This window comes from Chlamydia abortus (genome assembly GCF_002895085.1).
Lineage (GTDB): Bacteria > Chlamydiota > Chlamydiia > Chlamydiales > Chlamydiaceae > Chlamydia > Chlamydia abortus.
This window is the reverse complement of sequence record NZ_CP024084.1, coordinates 603,448-630,169: the sequence shown is the minus strand read 5'-3', so window position 1 is coordinate 630,169 and position 26,722 is coordinate 603,448. Positions and strand designations below refer to the sequence as shown.

Here is a 26,722-nt window from a genome sequence, read left to right as displayed (position 1 = left end):
TGTTGCACTGTGAATGCAGTCATCTCAATGTATTCTGAGAGCTTTTTATAAGCTCTCAGTTATTCTGTTGAATTTGCTTAGTTGTCAATACTAGAGCGAAGCAAAATTGTCTAAGTTTTTTGGATTTTGTTGGGAATTGTGCGAAGAGTTTTGGAGACATCTACCGGACTTCCTTATTAAGGAATTTTTACTCCATTTTGTAATAATCCGTTGAGATTATTGCAAATAAGTACTAGTATCCGCGCAACTACAATGCTTTTACCTGGATTTTCGGCAGACTGTCTGTTGTTTAGTGAGAAGCGTTGGTTCTTTAATTGCGTACCGAACTTGATTATCTTCACTTTGAGAACTATATGCGCGAAGCTCTGACTTTTGATGATGTTTTATTAAAACCTGAGTACTCTGAAGTACTTCCACAAGAAACTTGTTTGTTCTCTTCTGTTTCAAAGTCTTTGCCTTTAGCCGTTCCTATTTTATCTGCAGCCATGGATTCTGTTACAGAATTCTCCATGGCTAGAGGTATGGCAGTAGCTGGAGGGTTGGGGGTTGTTCATAAAAATATCACTGTAAATGAGCAAGTTCATATTGTAGAGCAAATAAAGTCACAAGATTCCTCTTTTGCAGTGGGCTGTGCTGTAGGTATTGGCCAACAAGGTTGGCAACGAGCGGATATTTTAGTTGCAGCTGGTGTCGATGCTTTAGTTATCGACACTGCTCATGGACACTCTAGATGCGTGCTGGATACCGCCTTATATCTTAGAACTACCCTGAAGTGACGCTCATAGTAGGAAATATTGTCTCCAGGGAAGCAGCTTTGTGTTTAGCTGAAATTGGTGTTGATGCTGTTAAGGTGGGTATTGGACCTGGATCTATATGCACAACACGGATCGTTTCGGGCGTGGGGATGCCGCAATTAACAGCTATTATGGATGTTGTAGAGGCCTTGCACGGTTCTTCTGTTCGTATTATTGCTGATGGAGGCATGCGGTATTCTGGCGATATTGTTAAAGCTCTTGCTGCTGGCGCGCATTGCGTTATGCTTGGCAGTATGTTAGCAGGCACTGACGAGGCCCCAGGAGATATTGTTCATGTTCATGGTCAAGCTTACAAAATGTATAGGGGTATGGGCTCTCAGGGCGCTATGGAAAAGGGAAGTGCCGAGCGTTATTTTCAAGAACGTAGTGCTACAAAGTTTGTTCCAGAAGGAGTAGAAGGACTTGTACCGTACAAAGGTTCGTTTGATGATGTGCTTTATCAAATCTTAGGTGGGCTGCGGTCAGGTATGGGATAGTTAGGTGCGCGCAACTTAGAAGAATTACAAAAAAACGCTGAGTTCATTTTAAATTTAGGTTAACCGAGATACCCGGATGCAGTTTTATCCATTATCCCGGTTTCTTGCACACATGGGATAACGGTAGTCAAGATATCGTGACATCAGCGACCAAAACTTGTGAGGTATCACGGGACAGATTAGATAACACGGCGAATTTCTTATTGGGTGTACCTGTTAGAGATGGTATGACTCAGGAAGAAGTCGAAAATCTTATTCAGCAAGGGAGACAAACAAACGCACTCTTGGGAGTATTTGGCTTAGAGACCTTTTATATACGTCAAACCACGTTTTCTTTAGGGGAACATGTGGGGGGTCTTGATAATAAAGGATTTAGTGTAGATAGAATTATTTTTGAGGATTAAGTTAGCGTGGACCTGTATTTTTTCACACCCGTATCGTTCTCTCCGCAATATATAGAAAAGAAAGTATCTTCAGGACAGCCTGTGCGTTTAGAGACAGTAATAGAACGCATAGGCAGTTTTCTTCATATTTGTGGTCCTAAAATTCAAGTGACAGATTTGTCTGAGAGCGGATCCTTATGCTATAGGGTAGTTAAGCCCGAGTTTTCTTGCATACAAAGTTGTATGAAGATACTAGCATACCTTTTGGTTATCCCTGTAATTATAGCTCTGGTTGTTAAACTTATTACACACATCTTATTACTACAGAAGTATCAGCTTAAAAGAGAAGAAAGCGATCATGAATGTATTGAGAATGATCGTGAAATTCCGCAAGGTCCAGTAGCTATTCATCCGATTACTTTAGTTAATACACGGGAAGAGGGGGCAGAGGAAACGCATACGGTCATATCTAGAGATCTACTTGCCGTTTTTCGAGATAACTTTCCCGCAGTTATAGGGGAGCTGCTAGTAGAGCAAAACTTGAGCTTTGAAGAATTTGACGAGTTTATGGATCATCTGAAGTTTCTCCATTCCTCTCTGTCATTAAACACCTTATCTCGGTCTCTTAGGGAGAAGATCACCGATTTCGGTATGGATAGAATTTCTGCATTTTTCAGCTCTAGAGACATCGAGTTGCTATCTCTTATCCAAGACAAATTCGAGGACATTTTATTATCGTATTGTCCATTTTTATGGCTGTCAAATTTCTGCGATGTATGCGCCCTAGAAAGAAATCGTTTTTTACTATGTCCTCTTCCCCGAGAAGCTTGGCAATCTCGGGGTTCCCTGTCTGCATATTGGGTTTCTCGCTTAGGTTTTTCAGATGAATCCATTACTATTTTTTCTCCTGTTTTCTGGGTAGTCGCCGAGATCATATCGGATACTGAGTACAGTTATCTTGTTTATCACGCAGATTTAGATACTTGGGAGAAAAATAAAGAGATTGTAAGTTCGTTGTTTGCCCGCTACTGTCAATACGTCTCTCACAGCCGAGAATCTGCGCTTATCAACCTTAAGCTCACGGAAGAACATTTTGCAAAATATCTGCTGTTGTTAGCAAAACATGGGTTTTCTTTGCGTGGAGTGCGTCTTTTAAGGTCTCTGACTTTAGAGCAAGTGTTGACATTACAAGATTTGACAACAGGAGAGAAGGGAAATAGATTATCCAGATGGATGAAGTCATTCGGGAATGCTATCTATAATCCCGATAACCATTATGTTGTATTTCTACCTTTTGATTGCCTGGATAATAGAGAGTTCTCTCAAGCATTACAGATACTTACTTGGTCAGAATTGAGAGAACACGGAGTTCCTCAGAGTGATGCAGAGTTTTCTCGTTATCTTAGCGAGATCTGCGGTTATCCAATTGTTATTTCTGATCCTATTTTGTGGAAAGCTGAGAAGGAGGTAAGGAAATTTAACCTGACGACAGGAGAGTGTTTGCTGACTCTTCAATCAGGAGCATCGACATTGCCGCCGTTGAGGTGGACGAACTGGGCTCGCTCTGTGCATACAAGGCGTTTACATAACGTCTGATAATATGTATTATGTTGAATTAATTAATACTAAACCTTAATATAAGGATATTATAGTTAGCTACTTATCCATCCTTTCGAAAACGAACACCCCATATACATCCAGCCGTAGGCAATAGAGAAAATAATTTTTCGAATAAAATTTTGTTCTCAACAAAAAATCTTTTGATCTTTTTAACGTTGTTTGTCTTAGTATAGTCCATAAATACTTTAATATAAGTGATTTGGATAAAAAACATTATCTTCTTTTCTATAATTAAGGGTTCGTTTACGTGTTTTTGAGGCTATGTTAAAGAGACGGAAATGGATTGGAAACTATTTCCTTGGCGAGAAGTTTTAACTGTTCCCTATCCCGACAAAGTCGAGCCCTCTTTATTTTGTGTGAGCGGTCTACCTCCATTTGGAGGAGGGTTTAGCCGTTTTTCCCCTTCCTCACCTACTTGCAGTCATTTTTCAGAAGAAGTTTCTAAATCAAAATCCAAAGAGATATCAGTAGAACGTAGACAACTCTTTTCGAGCTACACTCCGAAGCTTAAAGATGTCGTGAAGGTTTATAAGCGTGACGCCAAAGTTCTCATTAATAAGATGTCTTACTGTAATATTTGGAGAAGTCTAGCCAAAAGTCAAATTTTAACAGAAAGAGATGTGTGGTTGGACCTTCAAGGGATTGATAAAGGTATGTTCAATTACCAGATACAAGTCGGTCCTTACACTGTAGCCGCAGTTTTAATCGATCAAGAAGTCTCCGAAATTAAAATTCCTTCAGAACAAGTCTATGCCATTCGTAAAATTAAATCCGGATTCCAACAGAGCCTTAGCAGTCAACATGTTTATCGAGTGGGTTTTAAGTCCTCTGTTTTAGAGTGCAGCTCGGGTTCTACTACAGATGAAGATGAAGAATTTATCACTAGTAATAAAATTATTTTTAAAGCCTTGGGATTTTCTATACCCCCTGGATCTCAACCAACTCCCCTCAACTGCTAACCCTGTACCCCTGTTAAAATAAAATCTTGATAGCCGACAGTGTTATGGGTTCGGTAACTTCCTTTTGTCTAGATAGTGTAAGGGGATTTTTTACAATAAAATCATCTAGAACCGCTTCCAGACAGTTCCCCCATAATTTCTTCTAGGCAAGAGAATTTAGTTGTTAAAATTATTCTAAGCCTTTCCTATTCTTTATGTTATAATAATGAATATCTGTTATTTGGGAGGAAAGATGCCTTATCTCATTTTTTCTAACTATTCCAAACCTTCGTTTTTAGAAAAAACCGTTTCTTTTCTGGATGCCTGCTTTTACTTAGGGGGTGAGCAATCCTACATAGTTGCTCGAGATTCTGAGAATAGAGCTTGGTCTCTCACTCTTCCTGGCCGTGCTTCCCCAACCTATATCGGTGTACTCCTCTTCCCTATTACTCTTATTGCTTTGGCTATACGATTTCTTTTGCATAGCTATCTCTCTTATAAGCGTCGCATTTGTCTCTTTGGATTCTTTAGTGCCTAAAGATAAAAAGCAACTACTCGTTAACCATCCTGAACTTTTACAAAATGTACGTCATCTACCCCTCGTTTATGCTTCTTTGCCTTTAGAAAGCTGTTTCATGACTTTTGATTCTTCTCAAACATCCTCAAAAATAGATACCGTAAGCTTCTGGGTAAATTATCCTAGCTTATCTAGTAAATTGGATCTTTCTGGTATAAAGCTTTCTACATACAAACTCAAGAAGGTGCAAAAAAGCCCATTCGTTAAAGAAATATCGACAGACTTTTCTATTAACTTCCCCCAGCTTTGCCGAGAAATTTTAAAGACAGAATCCAGGGATACAGTCAGTCAAAAAGGGTTAGAAAAGCTCTCTAGATTATTTTTAGCCTTTATCATTCATATAGCTGAAAAAAAAGAGAACGGCCAAATACAGAGTGTGATTCCCCTAGGGACTCCAGATATGCTGTGGGCTAAACTTTTGTTCTTTGATTATGCCGATGAGAATCCCGAAACACGAGGTTTACTTGGACCGAGGATATTAAAAGAATTAGAAAAATTAGGTGTTCTTGGTAGCTCAGAAGTCCATTTGTATACTTTTAGTAGAGTTATTGTTCACTGGCGTCCCCTGAACTTTTAAGACGAAGTTCTAGCTCATAGTGTGATGGGGTTCTTATGGGAATAGGTTCGTGGTTTTTTTGCTTGTAGTAAGCAGACAAAATTATAGTTGTAGAAAGTCAGTAACCAAAGTTTTGCTCTGATGGTCCTCGTTGAAAGCATGATTTAGTAATTTCGGGACTTCACCTGCAATAATTTTGGGTATTCTAAGTGCTTGAAGATGTGCTCGCAGTGCTTGTTTTGGATTTTTCCATTTTCAGAATTGACTTGAAAATATATTGATCATTCTAAATTTTGTTCTAATCTTTTAATAGCCCTAGACCTTCATATTTTCAGTTGTAAGAATAACTCCTCTATTAGAGATTGAACTTTCTAAGAAATTACTTTGCAGAGAGAAGACTTAAGCTCTTGCCCTAGAGGAAATAGGTAACCTATAGAAAAGACGCCTAACTCAATGAGTTTGAAGACATCAATAAAAAATCATACCGAAAAACCCATTTTCAATTTGCATTTAAATAGACCAACCTGCAAAATATTGTGCTCGTTCCTTTCTTTCATCCAAATGGGTAAAATATGATTAATTTAAGCAGGCTATGCAGCTGCCCAAATTTAACAAAAAATAGTGAAACAAGTCAAGGAGTTTGTCAGTCTAAGTCATTGAAAGTCAGCCTTGCTATTCTAGCAATCGCTATTCCTATAATTCTTATGGTCGTCGGTGGCTTAGGACTGGCTGGAAGTGCTAGTTCAGGCTTATTAATTTTTGGCGGTATTTCTCTTGCTGTACTGGGTTTAGTTGTGGCTACCTCTTGTATCAGATCAAGACAATCCGTTCCTGTGTCAGAAGAAGTTGGATTTATTCCTCGGGAAGAAGAAGAAAGAGAGCCACAACCTTGTCCCGAATTAACTGCTGAAGGAAGAGTTGCTTTAAACAATGCCATGGAGAAGCTTGATGAAGAGCGAGATACGTTGCCTCTTTCTGATTGGGGAGGTTTGCGTGATCCAGTTAATCCCGATATTTCTCGTTTACTTACTTTAAAAGATAGGAAAAATAATGAGGTCTTAGAGTTATTGCATGTAGATCGAAATGGTCGATTGGCTTTCCCTGATGATGAAGCTTCTAGAGATCCAGTTCTCGTAAATGCAGTTACAGAGTTAATGGAACTCTCTTTTGCTGTGAGTATGTACTCCCTCAGAGATTTAGAAGCATACAGGGAAAAGTTCCCAGAAGTTACTTCAAATTTAGAAGCTTTATCCCGACAAGAGTCTGCTTATTATAAAACATTTTATCAGATGTCACTTTCCTACTCTTTATTAAGACATTTACATATGTACAGCCAAAATGATGTTTCGGCTGCAGATATTGCAAGTAGACGAGATAGATTCTATCAAGAAGGAACTCCTGAGTTTCGGTGGAGGTCTCTATACAATTGCTTCTGTCAGCAAGCTCGCTGGTATATTGGTAATGAACAAGCAGCTGTTCAAAGAGAGAATCGTTTAATTAGGCATTCAACGCCTGACACTAGTTGTGATGACTTCCGATACCCAGGAACTATTCCAACTTAAAATTATATCTATGTGATACTTCTCTATAGCGAAGCATGGGTATTCTGTTAACCAGGATACCTATTTTTTTTAGAATACGAAGTCAATTTAATGACTCCTGTATTTGAGAATAGATAGATTCAGGTATTTCTTAGTTTAAAGTTTCCCTAGCCGTACAAATACTCCCCGATGTACTTCTGTAAATCTTGCAATGATATGCATTTCTTCTAATTGCATAAGTATGGAGCTTATCAAACTGTTACTTGTTGCATTAGCAAGACATCCCCAGATTGTCATACTAGAGAGAGAGTTAGGAGAATATTCTTCTCTATAAGGAATGAATATTTCTTCGCTACTTGGATGTGTGGGGAATAAAATTTTTTCAATGAATTCCATAGCTAATTCTAGTTTGATTTCTTTATCAGAAAGGCCTCGTAATAGAGGATTGTAGCTAAGAATATGGCTTTTTGGAATCGTAATGTGATCCAGATTTAGAGATCGGGCAATTTTCTTCATATCCAAAGATGGTAAAGCAACAGTAACTTCTTGTGGGGTCGCTTCTCGTAATACATCCTTAAGGAAAGCGCTGGGAACTTGTCTTAAAAAGGCAGACATGACTGTTTTACTTTGATCTGTATCTGTAACAAGTAGACGGCTGCCAGATTCATTCATAATCAGTTGGTATCTATTTTGATCATGTTTAAATACGGCGTTCTGCCCTAAAACATAAGGAATAAGGTTTCTTTTTTTCATATTATGATAGCACTCTACAAAAGACTTTGAAGAGAAGTATCTAAGATTAGTTGTGGTATCCCCTTCGGGGGTTGAGATGATAATCTCCTTATGTTCCTCCTCATCATCGAGAATAACGATCCTTGTGCCCATTTCACAACCCACATACTTAGGCCAAGATATATGGGAGCTATCTCTTTTTTCTAAATAGCGTGCTTCTAGAACGTTTTTTACAAATGTAGCAATAGCAGATTCTTCTAACTCATCAGCATATGAGTTTACTATCTTACGAATACTCATGGAATTATCCTTCAATGTGCAAACGTAATTAGGATAGTGATCAAAGCAGAATTCTGCTTTGAGACCATGGTATAGCGCTTGATTTGGTTTGGGAAGACTAGCAACTTTTGCCGTAATTCCGAATCTGTCTTTTAAACATATTTCTATAGATTTCTTTATGTTTTTACCTTTAACTTCATGCCCAGAAATAAAATTTCTTCCTAATTGAATTAGGTTGTAAAGGTCTAAACCCCGGGCGTCGATTTTATCTCGGCGTCCTAGAAGATAAAAGGTATGAGATTCATGAGAATCTAGGTAAAATCTTTCTGGGAGCACAGTTGAGAATTCTTCTTGAGGCTTGAGTAAAGTAATACCTTCATTAGACAGTTCTTGGTAAGCATCTGCTTCTAGGGTATGGGATATTTTTTGACATGTAGCAAAAATATCTTTCTGGAGCGCTTCTGGTAGAGCCGTGTCAAGATATATACACGGATACATGATGTGTAGATAGAGATGTAGAGCTATGCGTAGTAACCAAGCCGTGATGGTAATAGGAATAAAGATCCAAGAGAATATTTTAATATTTTTTCAATAGTAGACACAGCTCTTGTGTCATATTGAGTAACAAGTCTGAACCCCAGTTCCGATGATTTATCTATAACTTTTGTTTGCTTACCGCCTAGATGGAAATAGGCATCTAGAGCAGCAGAGAACCTTTCTAACCGACTGGGAGAATAGAGTGGAGAAAATGTTACAGAGTTTAACATGATATTTCTGGGGGTTTTCGTAACTAGAGAAGATACCTATCGCAATCAGCTGATCCATAAGGCTCTCCCCTAGACATTTTTCTTGAGTCTCTTCAGGTTTATAAAACATGGATCCATAGTTATTATATTGATTCATGAGGGCACCCTCTCCTCCTCCAAGATAGCTTTGATCGTGCTTATCGAAGACTATCATCTTGCGACCTGCATCGTTTTGAATGACAACTTTTCGGGATATGGAATTTAGGAAGTTCTTGACTAATTGTTTCTTTTCTTGATGAGACAATGGAGCGTGTAGGTGATCGGGTGTAAATAGAGGAGCTTCGATATTTAACGTCTTATCAAGAAATTCTTGGGATATTAGAGAATGTAGATTATTGATTGTAGCTTTTATAGATTCTGGAATTTGGTTGATCATCCCTTTGAGATATTCTGGAGGTACGTGTTTAAGTATCGGTATGAGAGCTGTAGCGCGTTGTTCTCTTTCCTTGTTTGTATCAGTATAGGTTGTCACATGGCCGGGATCAATTATCAACAGGGCTCGTGTATTGGTAGCACTATCCAAGCAGACAAACTTCCTTTCTGATTTGGCAAATACTTTACCTGGGTATCCGGTAAGTACGGTAAAGTTCGTAAGGTCATTGAATGCATTTTGTAGATGATTATGTTCTTCTACACTTGTTGAAGCATCTTGTTTATTTAACGTATGTTCCGTGAGATGCGTATCACGAATATGATGAATAATCACCCCATCTTTTAAGTTCATACCTATAGGGTTACTTATCATTTAGGTTATCTAAATGCTTGCGCTTAGCGATATTGATTGATTTTAGACAGTTCCACAAGTGTTTCATTAGTGCCTGTTCTCTTTCCTCAGGCGTAGCGGTTGTGATAGGAATGGCTAATGTAAAGGCTATATTCGGGACATGTTTCGATGTCATGGTAAGAAGTAACTGATTAGTAGACTCTTCTCTATAAAAGTAGATAACCTGTAATCCTTCGCGATGTAGAGCATCTTTTAAGGCGTTATTATCATGAGGATGTTCCAGGCGAAGCTCTATTTATTGCGGATAGCTTTAGCTTGATTTAAGTAGGCCTCACAAGGAGTATGTGCTCCCTGTTGGTTTATGAGGACGACCTTGCTATGCAATGCCTGATGTAGTAAGAAGCGTATAAGCAAGGCCATGCATACGATAGGCAGTAAGACATAAGAAAGTATTTTTATGATCTTCTCAGCAATAGGCACATGCCGCCCTGAACTGGACATGCAGATGATTTCCTGAGTTTGTTCATTTCTTCCGACGATTTCTATTTGTTTCCCGCCGAAATAGAAGTAGTTATCTAATTTAGACACTATTTTATCACAATAAGTGGGCTCTTTATTAAAAGAACTTAAAAAGAACTTAAACAGAAATGAGGAGCTATTCTCATAAAGACGAAAACAATGTTAAAAAAACTAAGCAATTATAGCATGAAATGCTGATTTCTAGAATCACTTCTCTTAATTTTTATTAACATTGTCATTATCGACCCATGAGTCTAGAGAAGGAATCTCTAGACACAAGAATTGTAAAAAAATTCTTAAAATAAGGAGTTGCCCTGGGAAAGAAGATGATCAACATAGTTGATATCATAGTCTGAGTTAATGAATTTAGGGTTATCCAGCATGAATTGATGGAAAGGAATTGTGGAGTGGACACCCCCAATATGAAATTCTTTCAGAGCACGCTTCATAATTGCTATAGCTTCTTCGCGATTCTTGCCCTTAGAAATCACTTTAGCAATCATAGAATCGTAATAAGGAGGAATAGCATAGCCGCTATAGCAAGCTCCATCTAGACGTATAGAAGGGCCTGCAGGTGGAAGATAGTAGTCTAAACGCCCTGGAGAGGGTGCGAAATTGTTGCTAGGATCCTCAGCATTAATACGGCATTGTATGACGTGCCCTTTGAAAACAATATTTTTTTGTTTCCAAGTCAGTTTATTCCCCATAGCTACATAAATTTGCTCTTTCAGGAGATCTATGCCCGTAACTTCTTCAGTGATCGTGTGCTCGACTTGGATACGCGTATTCATTTCCATGAAATAGAATTTCTTATCCTTATCTAACAGAAATTCTAGTGTACCTACGGAGTGGTAGTTTGCACTTCTTGCTAAATCAACAGCGACTTTCCCTACTTTTGCTCGGAGTTCTGGGGTAAGTATGGGACTTGGGGTCTCTTCAATGAGTTTTTGCCTACGTCTTTGTACTGTGCAATCTCTCTCCCCTAGATGCACATAGTTCCCATGTTTATCTCCGAGGATTTGGACTTCTAGATGTCTAGGGTTTTCAATAAACTTCTCAATATAGACATCGGGATTATTGAATCCCGCCTCTGCTTCTGCTCTTGCTGCTGAAAAAGCTCTGAAAAACTCATCTTTTTCTTTAACGATACGGATACCGCGACCACCTCCACCAGCAACAGCTTTGATGACTATTGGGAAACCTATCTTCTCTGCAATTTTTAATCCTTCGGCTTCATCCTTAATAATGCCTTCAGAGCCAGGAATGACAGGACATTTCACTTTCTTAGCGAGTTGTTTCGCTGCGATTTTATCTCCCATTGTCGCTATAGATTCTGAGCTAGGACCAATAAAAGTCAGACCACAGCTTTCGCATATGGAAGCGAAATTAGCATTTTCACTTAAAAAACCGTAGCCGGGATGAACAGCATCTGCTCCTGTAATTTCACAAGCAGCGAGAATATTCGATATTTTTAAGTAGGATTTAGCCGCTTGAGGCTCTCCTATACACACGGCTTCATCTGCTAGTAGCACGTGTAGGGCTTCTTGATCTGCCAGGGAATATACTGCAACTGTGGCCAATCCCAGATCATGACAAGCACGTATAATACGCACTGCAATTTCTCCGCGATTAGCGATTAAGACTTTTTTCATTACTCAGCTTTAACTATACGAAATAACTTAGATCCAAATTGTACTGCGTCGCCGTTGGCGATGAGAACTTCAACAACGCGACCGGACATACCAGCTTTAACTTCATTCATCACTTTCATAGCTTCTACGATACAAACAATGGTATCTTCAGAAACGACATCACCAGGTTTAACAAAAGATGGAGAGTCTGGAGAAGGAGAACTATAAAATGTGCCTACTAGTGGAGAGCTAATAAAATCTCCAAGAGCTTGTTGAGATTCAGTTTCTGTTTTTTCAGGAGCCACATCTTTAGCGATTGTTTTATTAGGATCGGTAGGAATAGGGCGCTCCTGAGCAAAACCTGCGAATAACCTACTGTCGTAAAACACGGGTTCTTGATTAGGTTTATCTCCTGTGTCTCTTTCCAATTCAAGCTCTAGCCCTTCACGTTTTATCACAAAACGCTTCATGCTATTACGTCCCATAGCAATCATGAGCTTTTCTATTTGCTTTAAATCCATATTTATTTTCTCTTATCTTCTCAGCCTGAAGTTAGACGCGTTGAATATATTCACACGTGCGCGTATCAATTTTTATAATATCCCCAATTTCTATGAAAGGAGGTACTGTAATTTCGATGCCTGTTTCTAATAAAGCTTTTTTTGTACCACCGGCAATTAAAAGTGAATCCCCGGGGAAATCTGTTTTAGACACCATCAACTCTAAGAAGTGAGGCAACTCTATAGAAAAAACAACATTATCATAAACCAAGGCAGAAACGGTGACTCCTGCTTTTAAGAATAAAAAATTATCCTTCATGATTTCTTTAGGGATATGGATTTTTTCATAATTTCCCAAATCAAGGAAAAGAAAGTGGTCATCCTCAATATACAGATATTCAAGATTTCTGGATTCAAACTGGGCTTCTTTTATTTCTTGGCCAATTTTAAAATTTCTTTCAATAATGACTTCGGAATCGGCAGATTTTAACGAAGCTTTGATAAAAGATTCCCCTTTATTGCCTGTGACTTTAGAAACCGCCACGACTTTATAAAGACCATCTTTTGTGGAAATAAACATTCCCACAGAGAGCTGGCTACTTAATACCATGATTTTCTCCTCGAAGTAGCAAAACTTTTTCTTCCATAGTCTGTTCGTTCTTTTCGAATATGTATGATGCAGCCACGAGAATATCCGCACCTGCTTCACGACATATTTTTGCGGAAGTTTCGTTAATTCCCCCATCAACCTCAATTAGGCAAGAACCTTCTAACCCCATGGTTTTTATTGCCTGTTTTGTAAAGCGAATTTTGTCTGGAATATCCGGAATAAAACCCTGACCACAAAATCCTGGGTGCACGGACATTAACAGTATGACATCACAAAAAGGTAAGAAGGGAGGTATAAATTCTATGGAGGTTTCTGGAGAGAAAGCTAACCCCGCTTGTATTCCACATTTTTTAATATAAGACAATAACTCTTTAAGATCTTCAGAGGCTTCGAAATGTACGATAATACGATCCGCACCGGATTTGACAAACTCTTCTACAAAGTCAAACGGCGTGTAGATCATAGCATGCACTTCTAAAAAGATGTCTGTGGATCTATTGATTGCTGCGATGACTCCTGGACCAAAAGTGAGATTGGGTACGAAATGACCATCCATAACATCGATATGAATAAGGTCTGCACCCGATTCCTCTATTCTTTTTGCCTCTGCACCTATGCAAGCAAGGTCTCCTCCCATAATTGAGGGGGCGATTAATGTCTTCGGACGTTGTTTGTTATTCACCTATAGCCTATTGCGAACAGATCAAAATTAAAAGAAGCTTCTTAAGGTGTCATGAGCAAATTATTTATCTCACCATATCCTGTAGGACAGGATAACCACAAGAAAAACTTCGGAGAGCATAGATTCTTACATCTTTTGATTAAAATTCCTAGATGTCTTATTCGATTTAGATAAAAAAGAGAGGGATTTCTTTTTATCTAGATTATCTAGAAATCATCTTGAGAACTTTTGAAAGGATGATTTTTGTCTGAAATGATTCAATATTTTCCTATTCGAAAGCGTCTGTTTTTTTATCTATTCAGTATCAATCGCATAACCCTTTGTAAAGAACTTGATTTTATAAACAAGTATAATTAATCTCTGCGAATTAAATTTTAATACGGAAATCAAGTTATGACATCGACGGTAGAATCTGCTACAAGCACTATGCTAGTAAATAACCCCTTGTCTCTTTCTGAAGGTGGTAGAGCAGATGAACATACGGTCGTACCTATGGCAACTCAATTACCAAGTCCTTCCTTACCAGCAGTTACACCTGCTCAAAAGCTAGTTATTCCTGAGGTTAGGGTTTCGCTGCTTCAGCGCATTTTCCATCTCATTAAAATTATTTCTGCTGTTTCATTGCTTGCGGTAGGTATAGCTGCTTTAATTTGCTTACAATTCGGCGTTGCTGTTTCCACTCTTTCTCTTGTTCTCATGATTGCCATTATGCTCGTTTCGTTTGTCATTGTCATTATGGTCATTCAGGATAGCACACCTTCTCAAGTGGCGCGTCGAATGAAACAACAACTGCATCAATTTAGCCAAGAAAACACACGCTTACATCAAGAAGTCAATACTTTAGTATCTGCAAATATTGAGCTTACGCGCCAAATTGCAGAACTTAAACAGTTGCATGAGCAGCTGTCTGATTTCGGCAATAAACTGGAAACATGTACTGGAGAATTTGATGACCTGATCTCAGAATTTAAGGTGAACTTAGAAGCGTTCAAATCTTTAGGTAATCGAGTTGAGACCATAGTCTCTCCATTTGAGCGTTTAGCGGCATCGTTAACTGAGGTATTCTCCAAAGAGGCGGTGAAAAACATGGTGGATGCTGTGAGTGCTTTGAGATTGGAAATGGGAACATTAAAAACACATGTGGATGAGACTCGAGCTGTTCTACAACAGCTACAATCTGATGCTCGACTAAGAGAGCAGCATTTACTTTACTTAGAACAGCGTAAGGAAGAGTTAGAATCTATTTGTTCAATTCTATCAGCTTCCATTGAACAATTGCGTAGTTCTACTTCTAACTTACAAGCTGTCGAGAGCCGTATTGTGAGTGCTGTCAATGAGGATACGAGGCGTGCATCATTGGCCTCTACCGCAGTGACGGAACATGCGGATATCCCGAGAGATCCGAATAGAGACCCCCGTGGTGGAAGGGGTGGACAGAGCTCCCCTAGCGTTCCTTTATCAGCAATCAGGAGTACGTCAGAAAGGCGTAGAATCATCAATTATGATGATCAAGGCTTCCCAATATATGACCAGTAATCACCATCATGGCATGATGCAAAAAAAGGCAGAGAGCTTCTTCTTGCCTTTTTTTGTCTTTCTGAGTAAATTCTCTCTCATGTCGCGATATTTTTCCAATAAAAAGCACCGTTCGTATTCCAAGAAAAAAGATGCCAAGTCTACATCTTGGGAGCCTATAGCTGAAGATTATCATAAGATCGTTCAGAGTGATGGGCATTACTATCATAGGGAAGTTATCCTTCCTAAATTACTTCCTTTACTCGATGTAAAATCAGAAGATATTTTGGTCGATGTGGGTTGTGGTCAAGGAGTTTTAGAACGGGTTCTCCCTAAGGAATGTGGCTATTTAGGTATAGATATCTCCCCGAGTTTGATTTCCATAGCAAGAAAATTGCGGAGATCACCATCTCATGAATTTATTGTTTCTGATCTTACAAAAACATTGAGAATAGAGAATACCCGATCTTTTTCCACAGCTGTCGCGATTTTATCCCTACAAAATATGGAGGCTCCGGATCGGGCAATGGCTAATGTTGCCAGGCTTCTTTGTGATCAGGGACGATTCTTTATTGTGTTAAATCATCCTTGTTTTCGTATTCCTAGAGTCTCTTCATGGCATTATGACGAAGATAAAAAGCTATTTTCAAGAAAGATCGACCGCTATCTTTCTAACATGACTATTCCCATTATTGCTCATCCGGGGAAGAAGCAGTCAGAATCTTCGATTTCTTTTCACTTTCCCTTAAGTTATTGGACCCAAGCATTATCAAAACATGGGTTCTTGATTCAAAGTATGGAAGAATGGGTATCCCCTAAAAAATCTATAGGAACACGGGCAAAGGCGGAAAACGTTAGTCGCGAAGAGTTTCCATTATTTTTATTAATCTCATGTATTAAAACACATAAGAATTAATAAAAATAAAATTTATTAACTTAGTGTTAAATAATCACTTTTTATTAAAATAAGTAAAAAATGATTATTTGATTTAACTATGTTTCGAAAGCTCTCGCTATTTTCAAAAAAAAAAAAGAATCCAAAGTCGGGATTTCGAAATCATCATATCATCAGGTCTTTCCTACTTGCTCCTAGGGTGTTATTAAGAAATGAGGTTTCTAAAGAAGCCTGTGTTTTGAGTTATTACGGTTTGTTTAGTTGCATACCCATACTTGTCTTTTTCTTAAGGCTATCCCAACATCTTTTTGCCAACCTGGACTGGAAGGAGTGGCTTCTTGTTAAATTTCCTGATTATAAAGGACCTATCCTGGCGATTGTTGAAGCCGCTTATCATTCTACAACGAGTAATATAGGTTTAGTCCTGGTAGGAAGCTTCTTTGTCTTTTGCTGGGCAGGGATTCTTATGCTCTTATCTTTGGAAGATAGTTTGAATAAGATCTTTAGAACTGGGTGGACGCCTATATCCATTCAGAGATTGATTTCTTATTTCATCATCACGCTAGTTAGTCCAATGATTTTCATTATTGTTTGTGGATCATGGATTTACATTACACAAATCATGCCTGTAGAGTATGCCAAGCTGTTTTCTTTAAGCCATTCGATTACTGCGTTATATGTGTTTTCACGTCTTACCCCCTATTTTTTTATCTACTTTGCTTTGTTTTGTTGTTATGCGTTCTTGCCGAGAGTTTCTGTACAAAAGACCGCAGCGCTCGTGGCTTCCTTAACAGCAGGGACTATCTGGATCACGTTTCAAAAGGTGTTCTTTTGTTTGCAGGTGTACTTATTTAACTATAGCTTTACTTATGGAGCTTTGGTCGCCTTACCTTCATTTTTACTTCTTCTTTATCTTTATGCGATGATTTATCTTTTTGGAGGGGCGTTTACTTTTCTCATTCAAAATCAGGGATGCAATTTTATTTTTCCTTCAGAGGCATACCTCCCTAATTGCTATATCAAACTCGTGGTATGCACGTATATTCTTTCCGTGATATCGAAAGATTTTGATCAAGCCTCTACACCGCCTACGGCAAAGATGATCGCGAAAAACTCGAAGATTCCCATTGGGGAGATCTCTCAATGTTTAGACATTTTAGAAAATGAAGGTTTAATTCTCTCTTATAAGAGAGCGTATAAGCCTACTCATAAAATTTCAGGGCTCACTATTAAAGATATCGTTGAGCAACTTCTCCACCTAAAAGCATTTAACCAAATCCATCCAGACGCAGCGCTAAGTTTAATACAAAATAGTCTGAGAAATATGTTTGATCAAGCAACGAAAAATCCTCACAACCTAACCCTTACAGATATTGCCGGAAAGATACAATGAAACTAAGATCCTGGTATAAGAATCTAGGGATAAGCATCAGTTTGGGAATTTTCCTAACTTTTTTCTATTTCCTTCCTTCATTACTTTCTGAAGGGTCGGGGAAATACCTCTTTCTTTCCTTGATCCACAAAGAAACAGGGCTTTCATGTGATATTGAAGACTTGAAATTATCTTGGTTAGGGCCTCAGTCTGCTAAGAAGGTTAAAGTTGTCGGGAAAAATAAAACAGGAGAATTCTTCTCAGCAGAAAAGATAGAAATTGATGGGTCTTTACTTAGGTTGCTTCTTTATAAGCGTCCTAAGGCTATAGCCTTGTCAGGCTGGTCATTGCAAATTGATGAATCCTTGTCCATAGAACAACCTTCTGTAGGGAATTTGGATCCGGGAGTATTTCTTTCTTATTTAATGCAGAGTTCCATCCTTTCAGAACATGGGTCCGTCACTATGAAGACAGTTAAAGGGCAAACCCTAGTTCTCTCGGGATTTTATGTGGAGAAGACACCAGAGAAGTTGTTGGTTAAAGGTGTTGTTACAGAAGACAACGCTACAGGAAGAGTCTTCATAGAGAGCGTATTCTCACCACAAGTCAATATCACGGCAGAATTGCATTCTGTCCCCGCTTCCTTTTTTAAGCTATTCATAGCCTCGCCTATGGTAGATCGTGTTCTTTCTGAAGAAGGGATTATCGATTTACACGCTGCTGCTGCACATAATAACGGGAAGATCGTTATGACAGCAACTGCTCAAGGCAGTCAAATCCAAGCTAAGCTTCAAGGGTATATTGATCAGTCGACTTTTTATATTGTAGAAGGCGGCTCTTCATTTATAGAATTGCAGCCAAAAATTGCTTCTTTTTTATGTTCTGAATTGCTTTCTTTTCCTAAGAAAATTTCTAGTCAGCATATCCGGGCGCATATATCTAACGCTAAAATCCCCTTAGACTTGACTCAATGGAAGAATATCGAAGCGAATCTTCAGGCAAATCTGCCTTTAGTGTCCTTATCTCCTAAGGACCCGAACCTTTCTGTCCAGATGAGAAATGTCGAAGTGAGTATTAAAAAGTCTACTCGCTATACCCATATCCGTGGATCTTCTGTGGCTGTATTTGGAGGCGCTGCGCAATCTTACGTGCATGGAATCCTGACTATAGATAGTAAAAAACAACGCATGGAATTTCTTCTTCAACAGAACATGTTGCCTCATACATATTTACGCGCCCTATTTCCTAGGCCTTTCGTCATCAATATACCTTTAGAAGTTCCTTACTATTCTCTAGACATTCAAGGTGAATATAAAAATTCACAATTAAAAGCTGAAGCACACCTAGATAATTCCTTGTTGAAAATGAACTGTTCATATTCGGGGACTCTACAATCTCTATTATTTCAAGGGAGTGCCACTTATCATCTTGAGGAAAAGTGGAGAAAGAAGTTTTCTCAACAGTTTTCTGAAGCTACAGCGACCTTTTCAGGAAAAGTTCAGATCGCGCAAAAGCACCTGTATTTTCCTAAGTTTTCAGGAAAAATCACTGCAGGAGAAAATGAAGTTTTCATACACGGGAAATTTGGAAAGCCGAATGAGCCTATACGTCCTGAGACTTCCTCGACTTTAATCCACGGGAAGCTGAGCTCGCTACCCTTAAGCTTATTTTCCCCCAGGTTAGTTCCTCTACAGCTGACCAAAGCGAGTTTCTCTTTACATACGGATGGAGGACGATCTTTAACTAAAGGAAATGTGCAACTCATGATAGAGGATCCTGAAGATCCTTTAGTTCCCCCTTCAAGGATTCTTATTCCCGATGTTTTAGTTTCTGTTGTAGATCCTGAAAAAGCGATCGATATGAATAATATTAAAATCCAAAGTGCGGGCGAGGTTATTGACTTTCCTATCGATAGGATTCTTAGAATTCAGCAAAAAGAAGCATGTCTATCTATCTATATTGGATCTACTGGAGATATGACATTTTCCCTGTTATACAATCCCAAAGAAGAAGATAGGCTGATACTTCATTCCGTGTTTAAAACAGAAGCTCTTAAGGGTGATGTGAAACTGATCATGGACGAGTCTTTAACTCTGTCTTCGAAAACTCAAGGGACTCTACAATGGGAAATCACTCCAGAACGGTACTTGGGATTTTTTGAAGAGGCCTCGTGTTTCCCTTCCTGTACACTTCACAGAACCGCTATTGCTCGATTAGATATTTATAAGCTTTCTTGTGCTCAGCAAAAATCCGGGCTTTCTTGTCTTTCCTTACTCACAGAAGGCGGTTTTGAAGGATCGTTATCCACACATCCCATGATTTTCTATGATCATGTTTCGAAGGAAACATTTATCATTAACAACCTTTCAGGATCTATATATTCGAGTAATTTAGATACTAAAGTGCAATATGACTTGCAGGGAAGTTGTCTTGTCCCTAGCCAAGAAAGTAAAACAGCTGCCGAGTTTCTCATAAAAGGTTCCGTAGAACATTTGTTAAATCCCTCAGAAAGGGAATTTGAACAAACTGCAGAGTGGAAGCATATTCCTTCGTCGTTCATTACAGGAATCTTTCCTATCTCTCCTAATGTAAAAACTAAAGTCTTATCTCTGGCTGGGCCGAGGATTAACGTGGCTATCAACCACCATTTTCTCAAGGGGGAGGGACCGATAACTGTAAAGGTAGACTCAACAAATCTCCAAGCTTATATCCCCCTCATCTTAAAGGAACAGTCTATTCTTTTAGAAGATGATCTCGTGGTTACCCTACATATTAATGAGGAAATTAATAAAGCGTTTTTCAAAGAGTTTAACCCATTAATCTCAGGAAATGCGTATTCACAACATCCTGTCTTACTCCAGGTAAGTAAAGAGAACTTCTATCTTCCCCTATCCCCGTACTCATTTGAAGAATTTCGCATACAATCGGCAAGCTTAGACTTTGGGAAAATTTCCATAGCCAATACGGGAACCATGTATGATCTTTTTAAGTTCCTGGATATTGAAGAAAGTAAACAATTCGTTGAGTCATGGTTCACTCCTATATTTTTTTCAGTGCAAAAAGGGACGATTATCTGTAAACGTTTTGATGCTTTAATAGATAATCGAATACGCCTAGCCTTCTGGGGTAAAACGGATATGATTAAAGATAGGATTTTCATGACGCTGGGGATCGACCCAGAAATTATTAAGAAATATTTTCATAATACTTCATTAAAAACTAAAAACTTCTTCCTGATCAAAATTCGTGGGTCGATATCATCTCCAGAGGTCGACTGGTCTTCTGCATATGCGCGTATTGCTCTATTAAAGAGTTATACGATTGCTAGTCCATTTAGCACGTTAGCTGATAAACTTTTCTCTTCTTTGGGGGATCCCACGCCTCCACAAACGGTATCCCCTTTACCTTGGGAGAAAAAACAAGAGCCTGCAGAATAGACTATTTCTAATAAAATTAATCTTTTTGTTTTTCTTTTATAAAAAAATTAAATCTTTATTAATTAAATTGTTTTATTAATATGCGAATTATAATTAATTATTCGCACGAGATAAAACTATGAGAAAACGAAATTCTTTCTTTAACCCGGTCTCCAAGAACACCGAACCTCTAGCTTCTATGATTCAAAAAACGATAACGATGGTAGAAAAGATCAAGGGCGATACTCAGGATGCTGTGAACGTCGATCTCAATAAGATGTATACGGATATCCAAGACATTAAGACGATTTTAAAAAAGCAAACCCAAGATATAGATTATTTATATACAAAGAAAACAGATGAAAAAGTTCAAGATTTAGAGACAGATATGAGTCTCATGAAGATATCTCTTCATAGTCTTTTAGAAGAATTGAAAGACTTAAAGATCCTTATAGAAGAAGGTATTGATGATTCTCTAAGTGATAATAACTACCTTGTTCAGAAGGTGTTAATAGAGATCTACCAGAAATTCTTGCCTATATCCGGTGGGATGCTCACAGGAAATATAGATATGAATCGTCATACGATTTCCGGTCTGGAAACGCCTAAAAACCCTAAAGATTCTTACGCGGCTTCTGTCGGTTACTTAAATTCAAAATTGCGCCCTATAGAAGATAAACTTCATGAAACTCATGAAAAGGTCAAAAATCATGACAACTCTATAACGACATTGACTTTTCAAATGATGCCGGTGTCTGGTGGGAAATTTCGTGGTCTTGTAGATATGGATGGTTATAGAATTACAGGATTAGCCAACCCTAAAGAACGCTCGGATGCTATATCTTTAGAATATCTTGAGAGATATTTGGAATCGCAACATCTTTCTAAAGCCATCGAAGAAGCTCCAGTACAACCTCAAACTACGCATACGGAAGCCTATCTTTTGTGTTCTACAGGTCTGAGCCACGAAGTCGACTGTCCCTTGCCTCTAGAGCTTCTTTCTCAAGGTATTTTAGGATTTACTTGGGGAGCAAAAAGCCCAAGATATTTGGGGAAATTCCCTATGAATTCTCTTCAATATTCTTCATCTGATGAAGAGCGCAGCTGTTTTGTACTTGATGACGATGTGCTCTATGGTAAGTATCCAGGAATTTATACCTGGGAGCTTACTCTGAAAGCTCTCATCCCCTCGATTTTAGATTATAGCCACCCCTGTATACAACTGAAGATTTACTATAATTATCTTGCTTGGAACTCAAAGGAAGAACTGCAAGGAAATATGAGTTCTATAGAAGTGCCTTTACATTGTGTGGGAACCACGACGATAGGAGGTTGTAACTATGATATTGTCGAACTTCCTGCGGGAAATGCTCGCGTATTTACTGTTCCTAAACACTGTGGTGGAGTATCCATACATTTAGAGAATACTAAAGAAGGCGCCTTTGCCGAAGATCTGTATATTATAACAAGCAGCATACAGCTGTAGCTGGCGACGTTATTAAATCATGCAACAGCTGCTATGAGCAGCTGTATATCCCGCGACTATTTTCCAGAATTCAAGTAGAGATTTAAAGGATGTTCATCATCTAAATCACCATAACGCTTGTCATAGGTGCTTACAATCTCTCCCTGATCCACAAGGTATACCCGATCTAAACATCCTTGGACAAAATGCATATCATGGGTGGAGACACATAAGGTCAGATTTTGATCTCTCAAGGATTCCAAAAGGCGTTTAAACGCAGAGGTAGAAAAAGGATCTAATGCAGATGTAGGCTCATCAAAAAGGAGGGTACGCTTATCCATGCATAGGGAGCGAACGATGGCGACACGTTGCTTTTGCCCTCCCGAAAGGTGATGAGGATAACTATGAGCAATATCTTCGATATCCAAGAATTTTAAAAGATTAAAGGTTTTATCTTTAGCCTCTTCTTTACTTCTATGCTTAACGATGATTTGTGGGTGCATGCAGTTATTCAAAACTGTCATATGAGGAAAAAGCTCGGGTTGTTGAAAAACCAATGCTGGCGATTCCCCCTCAATTGAAATGTCACCACTTGTAGGTTCTACTAACCCGACCAGGGCTCGTAATATGGTTGTTTTCCCAGAACCACTCTTACCAACAAAAAGAGTAATATGGCCCTCTTCTAAAGAGAATGAAACTTTAGATAAAATATGTTTGTCATTTATGGAATACGTAAGATTTCTAACCTTAACAGTCATACTCCCCCCCTCTTCTCAAGCAACGTGGCTACATAAGAAAACAATGATGTCATCAGCAAATATAGGGCTGCGCAAATACTATACATTTCCATGGGATTGAGTTCGCGAGAAACAATGTCCTTACTTACCTTAGTAAGTTCAGGGACGCCGACAACCATCAAAATGCTACTTTCTTTAATCAATGCAACAAATTCGTTGGTTAAAGAAGGTAAGATATTTTTAAAAACCTGTGGATAGATGATATAAAAAAAAATCTGCGACTTTTTGTAGCCCAAAACTTTTGCGGATTCCCATTGGCCTACTGACAAGGCATTAATCCCCCCACGGATGTTTTCAGCAAGATAGGCAGAAGAATTGATGCTTAAGGCAATCAATCCCGCCATTAAGGGCGTAGGGTCCAACCTAATTATCGAGGGTAAACCAAAGTAAAATATGAGAATTTGAATAAACAGAGGTGTACCACGGATCACGGTGACGTAGAGATTTCCTAGACATCGCGTAATGCGGCAAGGAAAATAACGCGATGTCATTGTTCCGATAATTACACCCAAAAAGGAGCCACAGAGTATGGAAATTCCGCTAACAAATAACGTATAACCACAACCACGTAGCAGTACTCTTGCTGTAGCCACCCAATGTTCCATAAATTAGCAACGCATATTTATTTACAATTAAAGCATAATCATGCAATTAATCAGAAAAAACTAGCAAGAAGTTTTCCATATCTTTGGCTATTAAGGAAATTGTTGACTCTGAAGTCGGGGTGATAAAAATTGTGTCATCTCCAGCTAAGGTGCCTAAAATACTTTCTGTAAATCTATTGTCAATTAAGCTGGCTATCCACGAAGCAGAACCGGGCACTGTGCGGATAACAATCAAAGAGGAATTATGACGAACAGAAAGGACCAGGTGTTTAATATTTGACTCCCCTATAGACGGTGGAAGAGAGTAACGTGCACCTTTCTCCCAGGGATTTTTATGGCATGAACTTTTCTTAGCCAACGGGAAACGGAGGATTGTGTCATGGCAATCCCTAATGAAGAGAGTTTTTGACAAATTTCTTCCTGAGTAGAAGCCCCTTCTCTGTTTAAAATTTCTTTTAAAGCTTCGTCAACTGCCATAGTTTTTTTCATTTTGCCTTTTGAAGTTTTCCTTGCTGATATTCAGAAGACCTCTTTACTATAGAATACTAACTGATATTTTTCTTTGGTTTTTATGCTTACTCTAGGGTTGGAAAGCTCTTGTGATGAGACTGCGTGTGCTTTAGTAGATGCTAATGCGAAAATTGTAGCCAATGTCGTCTTTTCCCAACAGGATCACGTTTCTTATGGTGGCATAGTTCCTGAACTAGCTTCTCGAGCCCATCTTCAAGTTTTCCCCTCTGTGGTGCAATCTGCTTTAAAGGAGTCGGGCGTTTCTTTAGAAGATATTGATTTGTTTGCAGTCACACATACACCAGGACTTATAGGTGCTCTAGCTATAGGCGTGAATTTTGCTAAAGGTCTGGCTGTGGGATGTCAAAAACCTATCATTGGAGTAAATCATGTTGAGGCGCATCTTTACGCCGCCTACATGGAAGCAAGCTCTGTGGAATTCCCTGCCTTAGGTCTAGTCGTTTCTGGAGCTCATACCGCCATATTTTTGATGGAAGACCCTTTAACTTATAAGTTAATCGGAAAAAGCCGAGATGATGCTATAGGAGAAACTTTCGATAAAGTGGCGCGATTTTTGGGTTTGCCCTATCCCGGAGGAGCTTTAATAGAAAAACTCGCAGTTCACGGCTGTGAATCCTCCTACCCTTTTTCTCCTTCCAAAGTTCCCGGTTATGATTTGTCTTTTAGTGGATTAAAGACAGCTGTTCTTTATGCAATTAAGGGAAATAACAGTAATCATCGTACCCCACTGCCAGAGCTTTCTGAAAGTCAAAAGAACAATATTTCAGCGTCTTTTCAAAAAGCCGCATTCACTAGTGTTGCGCAAAAACTTCCTAATATTGTAAAAAAATTTTCGTGCAGGTCTCTCCTTGTTGGAGGGGGAGTAGCAAACAATAAGTATTTCCAAAGCTTATTAAAAAATACTCTAGATTTGCCTTTATACTTTCCTTCTTCTAAGTTATGTACAGATAATGCTGCGATGATAGCAGGATTAGGAAGAGAGCTATTTCTCTCAGAAAAAATCACTTCAGGAATTACTCCATGCGCAAGATATCAATGGGAATCTGCTTCGGTTTCCTTATCTCCTCTTCCTTAATGCTGCATGGATGTCAACATTTTCGGAAATCTCAAGACCACCTGTCTATCAACATGAAAGACGACCCGCGCTCTTTAGATCCTCGCGAAGTTCGTTTACTATCTGATATTAATTTAATTAAGCATATTTATGAGGGGTTGGTTCAGGAAAATACGCACACAGGCAATCTAGAACCCGCACTTGCTGAGAGCTACTCCCTTTCTGATGATGGCAAGACCTATACTTTTTATTTAAAGAAGGCATATTGGAGTAATGGAGATCCTTTAACATCAGAAGATTTTATTGCGTCTTGGAAACAAGTAGTCAGACAAGAAGTTTCCAGTGTTTATAATTTTGCTTTTGATCCTATTAAGAATATTAAGCAAATACAGCAAGGCGTCCTCTCCGAAGAGCATATAGGGTTTCATGCCAAGGATGAGCAAACTTTAGTCATCGAGTTAGAATCTCCAACCTCACATTTTCTTAAGCTGCTAGCCTTACCTATTTTCTTTCCGGTGCATAAGGAGCAACGCGAGTTACACCAAACTTTGCCGATTGCGAGTAGTGCTTTTTACCCTAAAAAGATTAAACAAAAACAATGGTTACGTCTTGAAAAAAATCCTTACTACTACAATCAGGAACAAGTAAAAACTCAAGCGATTACCATACATTTTGTTCCTGATCCAAATACCGCGGCCTTATTGTTTAATCAAGGAAAGTTAGATTGGCAAGGTCCTCCTTGGGGAGAACGTATCCCTACAGAAACTCTTTCTCGCCTACAGTCTACAGGGAACCTACATTCCTTCGATGTTGCAGGGACGTCCTGGCTAACCTTTAATATCAATAAATTCCCCCTGAATCACACAAAGCTAAGGAAAGCCCTGTCTTTAGCGTTAGATAAGGAATCCTTAGTCTCCACAATCTTTTTAGATAGAGCAAAGCCTGCACAACATTTGCTCCCAAATAACTTACACACCTACCCAAATTTAAATCTTCCTACGAGAGAACAACGTAAGCAGCTTGCTAAGAAACTTTTTAAAGAGGCCTTAGAAGAGCTCAATATCTCAGCAAAAGATTTAGAAAGTCATTCCCTGGTCTTTCCTGCCGGATCTTCGGCCAGCGCGTTAATGGTACAATTAATTCGAGAACAATGGAAAGATACCCTAGGGTTTTCTATCCCCATAGCAGGAAAAGAATTTGCACTTTTACAAACAGAACTAGCATCGGGGCATTTCTCTTTGGCAACTGGAGGCTGGTTTGCCGATTTTTCTGATCCTATGGCATTTCTCACCATTTTTGCTCACCCTTCAGGAGTGCCTCCTTATGTAGTGGACCATAAGGATTACATAACTCTTCTTGCTACGATTCAAGAAGAAAGAGATCTTAATAAGCGTCGTGAGTTGATTTCACAAGCATCGCTATATCTAGAAACTTTTCATATCATTGAACCCATCTACCATGATGCGTTTCATTTTGCATCAAACAAAAAGTTATCCAATTTCCACTTTTCCCCTACCGGAATCGTAGATTTTCGCTACGTTAAAGCCCCTTAATCTTTCAAAGAAACGATGAAAACTTAGAGGACACGGATGACAAGGTTGTCACGTTACTCTATGATTCTTTCCTGTATACATGTCTTTTGAGTTATGTCTCTCTAAACTATTTGTGCGAAAATAAGTACTT

Annotated in this window: 17 protein-coding genes and 6 pseudogenes; 13 read left to right on the top strand and 10 right to left on the bottom strand. The window is 38.8% G+C overall.

Translation table 11 applies throughout. The features are described 5' to 3' along the window. Window positions 1-353: 353 nt before the first annotated feature. The 6 genes and pseudogenes from guaB to CHAB577_RS02880 all read left to right on the top strand — a co-directional run. Window positions 354-1,288, top strand: a pseudogene (gene guaB, locus CHAB577_RS02905) (IMP dehydrogenase); the annotation flags it as partial. Between the two features lie 53 nt (window positions 1,289-1,341). Beyond that, window positions 1,342-1,672 (top strand): annotated as a pseudogene (locus CHAB577_RS02900) (adherence factor); the annotation flags it as partial. A 29-nt stretch (window positions 1,673-1,701) separates the two neighbouring features. Further along, a complete protein-coding gene (locus CHAB577_RS02895) occupies window positions 1,702-3,270 on the top strand; it encodes a DUF1389 domain-containing protein (RefSeq protein WP_011097157.1) in 1,569 nt (522 codons plus the stop codon). 302 nt (window positions 3,271-3,572) lie between these two features. Next, window positions 3,573-4,253 carry a hypothetical protein gene (locus CHAB577_RS02890; RefSeq protein WP_011097156.1) on the top strand — a complete coding sequence of 227 codons (681 nt, stop codon included), beginning with the start codon at window positions 3,573-3,575 and terminating at the stop codon, window positions 4,251-4,253. Between the two features lie 232 nt (window positions 4,254-4,485). Further along, window positions 4,486-5,386: pseudogene (locus CHAB577_RS02885) on the top strand (DUF648 domain-containing protein). A gap of 551 nt (window positions 5,387-5,937) precedes the next feature. Continuing rightward, the gene (locus CHAB577_RS02880; RefSeq protein ID WP_006344174.1) at window positions 5,938-6,927 is read left to right on the top strand and encodes a hypothetical protein; all 990 of its coding nucleotides are present in this window, start codon (window positions 5,938-5,940) and stop codon (window positions 6,925-6,927) included. A gap of 135 nt (window positions 6,928-7,062) precedes the next feature. Here CHAB577_RS02880 and CHAB577_RS02875 read toward each other — a convergent pair. The 7 genes and pseudogenes from CHAB577_RS02875 to rpe form a co-directional block, all read right to left on the bottom strand. Further along, window positions 7,063-8,684 (bottom strand): annotated as a pseudogene (locus CHAB577_RS02875) (DUF648 domain-containing protein). Further along, complete coding sequence (locus tag CHAB577_RS05260) at window positions 8,590-9,468, bottom strand: hypothetical protein (protein ID WP_231908321.1); 879 nt, start codon at window positions 9,466-9,468, stop codon at window positions 8,590-8,592. The pseudogene CHAB577_RS02875 and the gene CHAB577_RS05260 overlap by 95 nt, the downstream one beginning before the upstream one ends. Window positions 9,469-9,738: 270 nt before the next feature. After that, window positions 9,739-10,092: a DUF648 domain-containing protein gene (locus CHAB577_RS05255; RefSeq protein WP_257614963.1), complete on the bottom strand. Its 354-nt coding sequence runs from the start codon at window positions 10,090-10,092 to the stop codon at window positions 9,739-9,741. Between the two features lie 170 nt (window positions 10,093-10,262). Further along, on the bottom strand, window positions 10,263-11,618 hold the full coding sequence (accC, locus tag CHAB577_RS02865) for an acetyl-CoA carboxylase biotin carboxylase subunit (RefSeq protein ID WP_086393189.1): 1,356 nt from the start codon (window positions 11,616-11,618) through the stop codon (window positions 10,263-10,265). Next, window positions 11,618-12,118, bottom strand: coding sequence for an acetyl-CoA carboxylase biotin carboxyl carrier protein (gene accB / locus CHAB577_RS02860; protein ID WP_011097153.1), 501 nt, complete (start codon window positions 12,116-12,118; stop codon window positions 11,618-11,620). Before accB ends, accC begins: the two co-directional genes overlap by 1 nt. 31 nt (window positions 12,119-12,149) lie before the next feature. Then, window positions 12,150-12,707 (bottom strand): elongation factor P, encoded by a 558-nt coding sequence (locus CHAB577_RS02855; protein WP_011097152.1) that lies wholly within the window; start codon window positions 12,705-12,707, stop codon window positions 12,150-12,152. After that, window positions 12,694-13,389: a ribulose-phosphate 3-epimerase gene (gene rpe / locus CHAB577_RS02850; protein WP_006344169.1), complete on the bottom strand. Its 696-nt coding sequence runs from the start codon at window positions 13,387-13,389 to the stop codon at window positions 12,694-12,696. Before rpe ends, CHAB577_RS02855 begins: the two co-directional genes overlap by 14 nt. Before the next feature lie 393 nt (window positions 13,390-13,782). Between rpe and CHAB577_RS02845 the strand changes: the two genes are divergently transcribed. From CHAB577_RS02845 to CHAB577_RS02825, 5 genes and pseudogenes are all read left to right on the top strand, one after another. Next, window positions 13,783-14,925 (top strand): IncA family protein, encoded by a 1,143-nt coding sequence (locus CHAB577_RS02845; RefSeq protein WP_011097151.1) that lies wholly within the window; start codon window positions 13,783-13,785, stop codon window positions 14,923-14,925. Between the two features lie 79 nt (window positions 14,926-15,004). Beyond that, complete coding sequence (locus CHAB577_RS02840; protein ID WP_035395318.1) at window positions 15,005-15,820, top strand: class I SAM-dependent methyltransferase; 816 nt, start codon at window positions 15,005-15,007, stop codon at window positions 15,818-15,820. 79 nt (window positions 15,821-15,899) lie between these two features. Then, window positions 15,900-17,192 carry a YhjD/YihY/BrkB family envelope integrity protein gene (locus tag CHAB577_RS02835; protein WP_011097149.1) on the top strand — a complete coding sequence of 431 codons (1,293 nt, stop codon included), beginning with the start codon at window positions 15,900-15,902 and terminating at the stop codon, window positions 17,190-17,192. Continuing rightward, window positions 17,189-20,608, top strand: a complete 3,420-nt coding sequence (locus tag CHAB577_RS02830) for a hypothetical protein (protein ID WP_086393190.1) — start codon at window positions 17,189-17,191, stop codon at window positions 20,606-20,608. Before CHAB577_RS02835 ends, CHAB577_RS02830 begins: the two co-directional genes overlap by 4 nt. Before the next feature lie 118 nt (window positions 20,609-20,726). Continuing rightward, a pseudogene (locus CHAB577_RS02825) lies at window positions 20,727-22,089 on the top strand (hypothetical protein). A gap of 40 nt (window positions 22,090-22,129) precedes the next feature. Here the strand turns inward: CHAB577_RS02825 and CHAB577_RS02820 are convergent. The 3 genes and pseudogenes from CHAB577_RS02820 to argR all read right to left on the bottom strand — a co-directional run bounded on the left by CHAB577_RS02820 (window position 22,130) and on the right by argR (window position 23,943). Beyond that, window positions 22,130-22,810, bottom strand: a complete 681-nt coding sequence (locus tag CHAB577_RS02820) for an ATP-binding cassette domain-containing protein (RefSeq protein WP_011097146.1) — start codon at window positions 22,808-22,810, stop codon at window positions 22,130-22,132. Continuing rightward, on the bottom strand, window positions 22,807-23,454 hold the full coding sequence (locus CHAB577_RS02815; protein ID WP_011097145.1) for an amino acid ABC transporter permease: 648 nt from the start codon (window positions 23,452-23,454) through the stop codon (window positions 22,807-22,809). The genes CHAB577_RS02820 and CHAB577_RS02815 overlap by 4 nt, the downstream gene beginning before the upstream one ends. 46 nt (window positions 23,455-23,500) lie before the next feature. Continuing rightward, window positions 23,501-23,943: pseudogene (argR, locus tag CHAB577_RS02810) on the bottom strand (arginine repressor). Between the two features lie 82 nt (window positions 23,944-24,025). On the opposite strand from argR, the gene tsaD reads away from it, so the two are divergent. Both tsaD and CHAB577_RS02800 read left to right on the top strand, forming a co-directional pair. Beyond that, window positions 24,026-25,060, top strand: a complete 1,035-nt coding sequence (gene tsaD / locus CHAB577_RS02805; RefSeq protein WP_011097144.1) for a tRNA (adenosine(37)-N6)-threonylcarbamoyltransferase complex transferase subunit TsaD — start codon at window positions 24,026-24,028, stop codon at window positions 25,058-25,060. Then, on the top strand, window positions 25,006-26,592 hold the full coding sequence (locus CHAB577_RS02800) for a peptide ABC transporter substrate-binding protein (protein WP_011097143.1): 1,587 nt from the start codon (window positions 25,006-25,008) through the stop codon (window positions 26,590-26,592). Before tsaD ends, CHAB577_RS02800 begins: the two co-directional genes overlap by 55 nt. Window positions 26,593-26,722: the final 130 nt, after the last annotated feature.

Bases quoted from the DNA above. Each gene is read 5' to 3' on its own strand.
- CHAB577_RS02820 (WP_011097146.1), bottom strand. From the start codon at position 22,810: ATGACTGTTAAGGTTAGAAATCTTACGTATTCCATAAATGACAAACAT.
- CHAB577_RS02830 (WP_086393190.1), top strand. From the start codon at position 17,189: ATGAAACTAAGATCCTGGTATAAGAATCTAGGGATAAGCATCAGTTTG.
- CHAB577_RS02800 (WP_011097143.1), top strand. From the start codon at position 25,006: ATGCGCAAGATATCAATGGGAATCTGCTTCGGTTTCCTTATCTCCTCT.
- CHAB577_RS02855 (WP_011097152.1), bottom strand. From the start codon at position 12,707: ATGGTATTAAGTAGCCAGCTCTCTGTGGGAATGTTTATTTCCACAAAA.
- CHAB577_RS02835 (WP_011097149.1), top strand. From the start codon at position 15,900: ATGTTTCGAAAGCTCTCGCTATTTTCAAAAAAAAAAAAGAATCCAAAG.
- CHAB577_RS02815 (WP_011097145.1), bottom strand. From the start codon at position 23,454: ATGGAACATTGGGTGGCTACAGCAAGAGTACTGCTACGTGGTTGTGGT.
- CHAB577_RS05260 (WP_231908321.1), bottom strand. From the start codon at position 9,468: ATGATAAGTAACCCTATAGGTATGAACTTAAAAGATGGGGTGATTATT.
- accB (WP_011097153.1), bottom strand. From the start codon at position 12,118: ATGGATTTAAAGCAAATAGAAAAGCTCATGATTGCTATGGGACGTAAT.
- CHAB577_RS02890 (WP_011097156.1), top strand. From the start codon at position 3,573: ATGGATTGGAAACTATTTCCTTGGCGAGAAGTTTTAACTGTTCCCTAT.
- CHAB577_RS02840 (WP_035395318.1), top strand. From the start codon at position 15,005: ATGTCGCGATATTTTTCCAATAAAAAGCACCGTTCGTATTCCAAGAAA.
- tsaD (WP_011097144.1), top strand. From the start codon at position 24,026: ATGCTTACTCTAGGGTTGGAAAGCTCTTGTGATGAGACTGCGTGTGCT.
- CHAB577_RS02880 (WP_006344174.1), top strand. From the start codon at position 5,938: ATGATTAATTTAAGCAGGCTATGCAGCTGCCCAAATTTAACAAAAAAT.
- CHAB577_RS02845 (WP_011097151.1), top strand. From the start codon at position 13,783: ATGACATCGACGGTAGAATCTGCTACAAGCACTATGCTAGTAAATAAC.
- accC (WP_086393189.1), bottom strand. From the start codon at position 11,618: ATGAAAAAAGTCTTAATCGCTAATCGCGGAGAAATTGCAGTGCGTATT.